At 44.1% G+C, this 1,203-nt stretch carries 1 protein-coding gene; it reads right to left on the bottom strand.

Features of this window, described 5'->3' with window-relative positions; genetic code table 11:
- A partial coding sequence (locus tag KH180_RS16700) for a transposase (protein WP_442859935.1) occupies positions 1-1,065 on the bottom strand: 1,065 nt, incomplete at its 3' end.
- Between the last annotated feature and the right edge of the window lie 138 nt (positions 1,066-1,203).

Below are 1,203 nucleotides of genomic sequence, written 5' to 3'. Positions count from 1 at the left end.
AACGCTCCTATACCCTGCAGGGAATTGTGCCTTCCTTGCGGTCAGTCTACCAACCTTTATAGGATTGGACGCTGCAGGGCTTACCAAGTTCAGCTTCTTGTCGCACTCTTCTTTCATCCGCATGAAGGTTGCTTCCATGTCTGTTTTGGAATAGCTGTTGCGGCCTTTCCCCATGATCTCAAAGCATTCCTTATACTCCATCAGACGGGTCCCGCATTCTTCCAGTTCCTCGTAAAGCTTCTGGATCTCCGGTTTATGCTTACCTTTCCCATAAACGAATCCGATGTCTTCTCCCTGTGCGATCTGCATCAGGTTCTTCTGCAGTTTCCGGATCTCAAGCGGAGAACAGTAATCAATCTCAATGATGGTGTTATTGGAGATCTTCTTATGTTTTGTCAGTTTCCGTTTCCTGTTTTCTTCAATGACTTTACGGACTTTGTCCATTCCTTCAATCACAAACATCCGGGCATTTCCGAGATTGTATTTGGGGCCATATCCGTTTTCAAGCAGAAATGTATTATACTTTGTGTAAAGAGCATCGATAGTATCCAGCAGACCGGCAAGATGATAATTGAGACTGCCCCGCCAAATGAACGTATATCTGTTCGCGTTTGCTTCAATCTTTGTTCCATCGATGTAAAGCTCTTTCAGCGAGATAAGGCCTTCCTTTTCCAGACGGCGCATGAACTGGTAATTCAGTTCATCCAGGACTTCTCCCGTCAGTTTTTTTCCTTTAAAATCATAAAAAACATCTCTCTGGGGCTTCTGCCCTTTGGTCAGCCAGATAAAGGCGAGATCTCTCTGGCATAAGTCTACTATACGGTCAACAGCCCTGACCCCGCGCATGTTTGCATAGGTAACAACAGCATACAGCATGATTGGGTTAAACCCGGTTCTTCCCTTATCTGAATAACAGGCCAGCAGGCCTGAAAAATCCAATTCCTCCATCACGTTTTTTAGGGTATAGACTGGATCGTCATCGGGTAGTCCCAATTGAAAGAAACTGAAGTTAATTTTCTGTTGCCCAATTTCAAAAAAGTTGTTATAATAATCTTGTTTTAGCATAGTTCCATTATAACATGGAACGGAGAGAAAGATGGTTGTTGTTAGCTATCTTTTTTCTTTTTAGTGGATAAATTTCAGGGGCAGGCGTGACTCGCATGAGTCACACCTGCCCCTGTTCGGAACCATCTATTTCCCGAC

Source organism: Anaerostipes sp., from assembly GCF_018381315.1.
GTDB lineage: Bacteria > Bacillota > Clostridia > Lachnospirales > Lachnospiraceae > Anaerostipes.
Note: the sequence above shows the minus strand (reverse complement) of the source record. Positions and strands in the feature narration are given on the sequence as shown.